The 6316-nt window shown below is 66.6% G+C and carries 8 protein-coding genes; 3 read left to right on the top strand and 5 right to left on the bottom strand.

All coding sequences use genetic code 11. The features are described from left to right. On the bottom strand, positions 1-651 hold a 651-nt coding region (locus JOZ76_RS01280; protein ID WP_291696828.1), incomplete at its 3' end, for a transglutaminase-like domain-containing protein. Between the two features lie 151 nt (positions 652-802). Between JOZ76_RS01280 and JOZ76_RS01285 the strand changes: the two genes are divergently transcribed. Then, on the top strand, positions 803-1672 hold the full coding sequence (locus JOZ76_RS01285; RefSeq protein ID WP_291696829.1) for an N-formylglutamate amidohydrolase: 870 nt from the start codon (positions 803-805) through the stop codon (positions 1670-1672). 6 nt (positions 1673-1678) lie between these two features. Here JOZ76_RS01285 and JOZ76_RS01290 read toward each other — a convergent pair whose 3' ends face one another. Continuing rightward, a complete protein-coding gene (locus JOZ76_RS01290; RefSeq protein WP_291696830.1) occupies positions 1679-3019 on the bottom strand; it encodes an aminotransferase-like domain-containing protein in 1341 nt (446 codons plus the stop codon). Positions 3020-3118: 99 nt separating this feature from the next. On the opposite strand from JOZ76_RS01290, the gene JOZ76_RS01295 reads away from it, so the two are divergent. Both JOZ76_RS01295 and JOZ76_RS01300 read left to right on the top strand, forming a co-directional pair. Further along, on the top strand, positions 3119-3322 hold the full coding sequence (locus JOZ76_RS01295; RefSeq protein WP_291696831.1) for a DUF1127 domain-containing protein: 204 nt from the start codon (positions 3119-3121) through the stop codon (positions 3320-3322). 13 nt (positions 3323-3335) lie between these two features. Then, a complete protein-coding gene (locus JOZ76_RS01300; RefSeq protein ID WP_291696832.1) occupies positions 3336-4172 on the top strand; it encodes a PhzF family phenazine biosynthesis protein in 837 nt (278 codons plus the stop codon). Between the two features lie 124 nt (positions 4173-4296). Here JOZ76_RS01300 and JOZ76_RS01305 read toward each other — a convergent pair whose 3' ends face one another. From JOZ76_RS01305 to JOZ76_RS01315, 3 genes are all read right to left on the bottom strand, one after another. Beyond that, positions 4297-4914, bottom strand: a complete 618-nt coding sequence (locus tag JOZ76_RS01305; RefSeq protein ID WP_291696833.1) for a LysE family translocator — start codon at positions 4912-4914, stop codon at positions 4297-4299. A gap of 292 nt (positions 4915-5206) precedes the next feature. Then, entirely contained in the window at positions 5207-5773 is a 567-nt protein-coding gene (locus tag JOZ76_RS01310; protein ID WP_291696834.1) for a hypothetical protein, read from the bottom strand. Between the two features lie 108 nt (positions 5774-5881). After that, a partial coding sequence (locus tag JOZ76_RS01315) for an LVIVD repeat-containing protein (protein WP_441299955.1) occupies positions 5882-6316 on the bottom strand: 435 nt, incomplete at its 5' end.

Here is a 6316-nt window from a genome sequence, read left to right on the forward strand (position 1 = left end):
GGCGAGATAGACCTGAAACCAGCCGGAGAAATCCATCGGTGCCGGGTCGGGTGGAACGCCGATGTCGCCCAGATAGCCCGTGCAGTAGCGGGCCGGGATGCCCATGCAACGGCAGAAGGTCAGCGCCAGATGCGCGAAGTCGCGGCAGACGCCCTTGCGCTGCTCATAGGCATCATGCGCCGACTTCATGTGATGGGCGTGCTCATAGCCGAAGCTGAGATGGCCGTGCACGAAGTCGCAGATCGCCTGCACCCGCGCCCAGCCCGGCGCGACATTGCCGAACAGCGACCAGGCGATGTCGGTCAGCTTGTCGGTCTCGCAATAGCGGCTCGGCATCAGATAGAGCAAGAGCTCGTCGGGCAGGCTTTCGATCGGCGTCTGCTGCGCCGATGGCATCACTTTGTCCGGCAGGCCACTATCGCGTACGCGCGCGCTGCCGCGCAGCGTGATACCGCCGGCGGGCGCCACCAGCCGGCCGCAGATGTTGCCGAAGGAATCGCGGTAGTAGCCGATTTTCACATCCGGCTCAGTGACGATGGTCTCGGCGCCTACGATGTCGGCGCGACGCGAGGGATGGATCGAGAGCATCATCACCATCGGCGTCGGCTGCGCGGCCTGATAGCTGATCTCGAAACCGACCTTGATCTCCATCCGTCAAACCTCCGTCTCCTGTGCGCCGGGGCCGGCCGGCCGTACACCTCCACACCACTCGGCAACGCCACCGCGCGCGCACTTGTGATGATCGTCTAAGGCCCGCACACTATGCAAAGACGCATCATCGTGGTTTTCGAGGAGCGGCGCCATGACGTTGGCTGCTCATTTGCTGGAATCCAACTGCCGCAACAACAGGCAGCAATGGGGGAAAATACCTTTGTCGGATGGACTCGAATCCAAAACGCTCGAACTTGGACCTGTCGCGCCGGTCCATCAGACCAACGCCGCGGGACGCTCGCCGTTCCTGCTCACCTGCGATCACTACGGCCGCCTGATTCCGCCGTCGCTCGGCGATCTCGGACTGCAAGAGGATGAGCTGACGCGGCACATCGCCTGGGACATCGGCATCGCCGGCGTCGCCGAGCGGCTCGCCAACATGCTGGGCGCGCATCTGATCGCGCAGCGCTATTCGCGACTGGTGATCGACTGCAACCGTCCCCCTTGCGTCAAGAGCTCGATCCCGATCCTCAGCGAGGCGACGACGATCCCGGGCAATGAGGGCCTGTCGCGCGAGATGGCGGAGGCGCGGCAACGCGCGATTTTTGATCCCTATCATCGCTGCATCGACGAAGCCGTCACCCGCCGCCTGCACGAGAACCGGCCGACAGTGCTGGTGGCGTTGCACAGTTTTACGCCCGTCTATGCCGGCATCGCGCGGCCCTGGCACATCGGCACGCTTTATCACCGCGACCACGTGCTGCCGCCGCTGCTGCTGAAGGCCTTGCGTGCCGAGGGCGACCTCGTGGTCGGCGACAACGAGCCCTATGCGGTCAGCGATCAGACCGACTACACGATCCCCGTGCATGCCGAGGCGCGCGGGCTCGTGAGCAGCGGCATCGAGATCCGCCAGGACCTGATCGCCGACGAGACCGGCCAACAACAATGGGCCGACCGGCTGGCCCGCGTTCTCGGTGCGCTCGAGCCGCAGCTCGGCCTGCATCTGCCACCGATGCGTTGAAGCCCCCTACTCGGTGACGTCGGTCTCCTCCGGGCGCGAGGCCAGCAAGGCGTTGAGCCGCGTCAGCGCAGCGCGCAACTCCTCGTGGCTCGGGTGGCCGAGTGCCAGCCGCACCGCGTTGGGCGAATGGCCGGGCGCAACGGCGAAGTTGCTCGCCGGAGTGATCGCGATGCCGGCGCGGGCGGCGGCTGCCGTGAGCGTCTCGGCGCGCCAGCCGTCGGGCAGGTGCAGCCAGACATGGTAGGAGCGCGGATCAGCCTCGATGCGATGGGGCGCGAGACATTCGGCGACGATGGCCTGGCGCGTGGCCGCATCGCTGCGCTTGCGGCGCGTGATCTCGGCCGCCGTGCCGTCGGCAAGCAAACGCATGCCGGCAGCGAGCGCCAGCGACGTGACGGACCAGGCACCGGTGCGCACGACGACCGCGAGGCGCTCCCGGAGCGACACCGGGACCTGGAGGAACCCGACCGCGATCCCCGGCGCCAGGCGCTTGGAGAGGCTGTCGACCACGATCGTGCGCTCCTCGGCCTGAGCGGCAAGCGGCGGCACGTCGGTGAGAAAGCCGTAGACCAGATCCTCGACGATCATGATATCCAGCTTGCGCACCAGGCGGATGATCTCCTCGCGCCGCGGCTCGCTCATGGTGTGGCCGAGCGGGTTGTGCATTACGGGCTGCAGGTAGACGGCATTCAGCGCGCCCGCGCGATGCGCCTTGGCGAGCGCTTCGGGCCGGATGCCCTCGCCGTCCATCGCGATCGGCACCAGCGTGACGCCGAGCCGCGCCGCGATGCCCTTGACCATCGGATAGGTCACAGCCTCGACCGCAAGGCGGCCGCCAACCGGCACCAGTGCCGACATCGCGGCCGCGACCGCTTGCCGGCCACTGCCCGCGAACAAGAATCCTTCCGCCCGCGGCCGCCAGCGACCGGTTGCGAAAAAGCCAGCGCTAACCCGGGAAGCCTCGACAAGGCGCCGCTCCGTGACCGGCGCAAGCGCCGCACCCAGGGCCTCCGGCCGCTGCCAGGAGCTGAGCGATCTGGCGATCAGCGCGGCCTGGTCCGGCAGCGTGGGAAAGTTGAATTCGAGATCGGTGCGGCCCTCGAATGGCTCCGCCCGCAGTGGCGGCAGCGGTGCCTCGGGCCCGGCAATGAAGGTGCCGCGCCCGACTTCGCCGACCACGAGCCCGCGGCGCAGTAGCTCGGCATAGACCCGCGCCGCGGTCGAGGCGGCGATGCCCCGCTCATAGGCGAACTGGCGCTGCGGCGGCAGCCGCTCGCCGGCCTTCAATTGTCCTGAGGCGATCGCGCCGGCCAGTTCATCGACCAAGACGGCATAGGAGGCAGTCATGCCAGATTGCTCCGAGAGCAATGTTTCGATTGCTCCGAGCTTTGTACTGAGCGATTGTACATTCCACAAGAGCAATATCGAGACGCAATAGGTGCAATCATGACGATCTCCCTGGTGGAAAGGCAGGCCGAACGGCGGCCGCTGTGGACAGCCGGGACCCTGCTGCAGCTGCCGAGCCTCTGGCTGCAGCGGTCCTCCCAACGCAAGGTGCTGGCGACGCTCGATGCCCCGCAGATGCGGGATTGCGGGCTCAATTCGCTCGACGTGTACCGCGAGGCCACAAAACCGTTCTGGCGCGCCTGACAGGAGGAGAGCCATGCCCATGCTGCCGTTTCATCAGGTCGACGTGTTTTCGTCGGTGCCGTTCAAAGGCAATCCGCTGGCCGTGATCGCCGGGGCCGATGGCCTCGATGATGACAAGATGCGGGCGATCGCGAGCTGGACCAATCTCAGCGAGACCACCTTTTTGTTGCCGCCCAAGGATCCGGCTGCCGACTACCGCGTTCGCATTTTCACGCCGGTGCGCGAACTGCCATTCGCAGGCCACCCGACGCTTGGCTCCTGTCACGTCTGGCTCGCGCTCGGCGGCCAGCCGAAAGCTGATGCGGTGGTGCAGGAATGCGGCGCGGGCCTGGTGCGGATCAAGCGCGACGGCGCACGGCTCGCCTTCGCTGCGCCGCCGCTGCGCCGGTCTGGCGAGGTCGAGCCGGACTTGCGTGGGCGCATCGCGCGCGCGATCGGCATCGCCGAGGACGTGATCTGCGCCGCGCAATGGGTCGACAATGGCCCGGGCTGGGTCGCGGTGCTGCTCGGCTCGCGCAGCGAAGTGCTCGCTCTCAAACACGATGCCCGTGTACTGGGCGACCAGTCGCTCGGCGTCGTCGCGCCCTGGGATCCCGCGCGCGACGGCGGCGAGGTGCAGTTCGAGGTGCGTGCCTTCATGGGCCGCGGGGGCGAGGACCCGGTGACCGGCAGCCTCAATGCCAGCCTTGCGCAATGGCTGATCGGCTCGGGCGTCGCGCCGAAGCGCTATGTCGCGGCGCAAGGCACCGTGCTCGGCCGCGCCGGCCGCGTCCATGTCGTACAGGAAGGCGAGGCGACCTGGATCGGCGGCGACGTCGCGACCTGTATCGCCGGCACGATCACTATTTGACACAGCATGTAGGATGCGTAGAGCGGCAGCGAAACCCATCACCTCTGCGATCACGCAGGCGGCACCATGATGGGTATCGCCTTCGCACAACCTATCCTACGCACCTCGCGACCTAGCAACAGCCTCACCGCGATCGCGTGAACGCGAGCCAGAGGCCGCCACCGATCATGAACGAGCCCGAGATGCGCGACACCAGGCGCGTCCGTTTCGCCGAGAACAGGGTCCGCGCGCGGCCGGCGGCGAGCGCGTAGGCTGCGTCCGTCAGCGCCGCGATCATCATGAAGGTGCCGCCGAGCAGCATCGCCTGCGAGACATGATCGCGGCTCGTATCCATGAACTGCGGCAGGAACGCACCGAAGAAGATCAACAGTTTCGGATTGGACAGCAGCACCAGCAGTCCCTGCAGGAAGAAACCGCCCCGCGGTGGTGGCGGCGGCGCGTCGCAGCCGATGCCCTCGACCGGGAAACGGATCAGCTTGATGCCGAGCCAGATCAGATAGGCGGCGCCTGCGAAACGCAGCCAATCGAACCAGTAGCCCATGGTGGCCATCAGCGAGGTCAGGCCGATGGCGACGACGCCGATCACGATCAAAAGTCCGGTCTGCACGCCGGCGAGGTTGATCAGCGCGGCGCGGGTGCCGTGACGCAGGCCGTTGGCGATCAAGAGCGTGACGACGGGGCCCGGCAACAGCGCAAGCGCGAGGCAGGCGGCGACGAAGGCGAGGTAGACCTGAAGGGACATGGAGGGACTCGCGAGCAAGAGAAGGACTGGTGATATTATGCATGATCGACGCGAGAGCGGAAGGTGGGCAACAAGCAACGATGTCGTCCCGGCCAAGCGAGCCGGGCGGCGCATCGGGCCGCTATGGCGAGCGCAGAGCCGGCCCCATAACCACAAGGCAATTGTTGCAGCGAAGAGAGGCGTACGACCGGCTCTCGCAACAACCGCGGCCTGTGGTTATGGATCCCGGCTTTCGCGGGACTACAGCCAAGGTTGGGGCGCCGACGCGCAGACAGACGCCGAGTTGGCAAAGCTAATGTCCCCTGACCTGCTGCCCGCCCAGCGCGGCCAGCATCCACTGATGCATCTCGTGCTGTTCCAGAAAGCCGCGCGCGGCGCGCTGCAGCGTGGGCGCATCGGCGCCCCCCTGCGCCACCGCCACCATGAGATCGCAGCGATGCGACAGCGCAAAGCCGATCGCGGCGTGGCGTGCGCCGTCCGGCAGCGAAAGTTCATAGGCACGCGCCCGGCCCGACATTTCGGCCACACGCACGACCTGCCCCGCAGCCCGGGGCGCAAAGCGCGGGCTGATCAAGTCGAGATCGGCGACGCGATCGACCTCGTCGTCATCGGCGACGCCGGTGTCGCAATTGCAGAAGCCGATCTTGGCGCGGACATAGAGCTCGCTGCCCTCGCCGCACGCCGTCGACATGCAACGGAAGGCGCGGCCCGCCGGCCAGCCGTCCCTGGAGAACGGCCAGGCGATCTCCTGCCATTGCGCGTGCTCGCCGCCGGCGCCCGCCAGTCGCTGATAGGCGGCAACGCCGGATAGCGCGCCGAACGCCAGTGCCGCGACGATGATGGCAATCAGACGACGCATCGAGCCCTCGACGTCAAAACGAAAAAAGAGTCCTACCGATCAAGATCGTCATTTCGCGCGCAAGCATCACTGGATTGCTTCGCTTCGCTCGCAATGACGGGCGAACTATCATGGCAGGCCGGCGACGGCACGGGCGTCGCCGGTCAGTTCCAGGATGTGCAGGCCGGTATTGGCGCGGTCGACGATGTAGACATAGCCCCGATCGTCGGTCTCGACGTTGTTGGTCTGGATCGCGACCTTGCAGCGCTCCTTCTCGTCGGTCGTGACGCAGCGCTTGTCGGTCTTGTCGGTGATCGCCGGGATGAAATAGCCGACCTCCTTGGGACGATAGGGATCGCGGATGTCGAGCACGCGCACGCCGGCATTGAAGAAGGCGATCACGGCCAGCTTCTTGTAGAACACCGGCGCGATGCTCTCATTCGAGGAGTGCGAGCCGAAACGACCGCCGCGCGTGCAGAAATGTCCGCTCGCCTCCGGCACCGTGTAGCTCGAGATCATCATCGGATGCGCCTCGGTGGTGATATCGGCGAACCACACCATCTG

The organism is Bradyrhizobium sp., assembly GCF_019244115.1.
Lineage (GTDB): Bacteria > Pseudomonadota > Alphaproteobacteria > Rhizobiales > Xanthobacteraceae > Bradyrhizobium.

Excerpts from the sequence above, each read along its gene's own strand:
- JOZ76_RS01285 (WP_291696829.1), top strand. The coding sequence starts at position 803 with ATGACGTTGGCTGCTCATTTGCTGGAATCCAACTGCCGCAACAACAGG.
- JOZ76_RS01290 (WP_291696830.1), bottom strand. The coding sequence starts at position 3,019 with ATGACTGCCTCCTATGCCGTCTTGGTCGATGAACTGGCCGGCGCGATC.
- JOZ76_RS01295 (WP_291696831.1), top strand. The coding sequence starts at position 3,119 with ATGACGATCTCCCTGGTGGAAAGGCAGGCCGAACGGCGGCCGCTGTGG.
- JOZ76_RS01300 (WP_291696832.1), top strand. The coding sequence starts at position 3,336 with ATGCCCATGCTGCCGTTTCATCAGGTCGACGTGTTTTCGTCGGTGCCG.
- JOZ76_RS01305 (WP_291696833.1), bottom strand. The coding sequence starts at position 4,914 with ATGTCCCTTCAGGTCTACCTCGCCTTCGTCGCCGCCTGCCTCGCGCTT.
- JOZ76_RS01310 (WP_291696834.1), bottom strand. The coding sequence starts at position 5,773 with ATGCGTCGTCTGATTGCCATCATCGTCGCGGCACTGGCGTTCGGCGCG.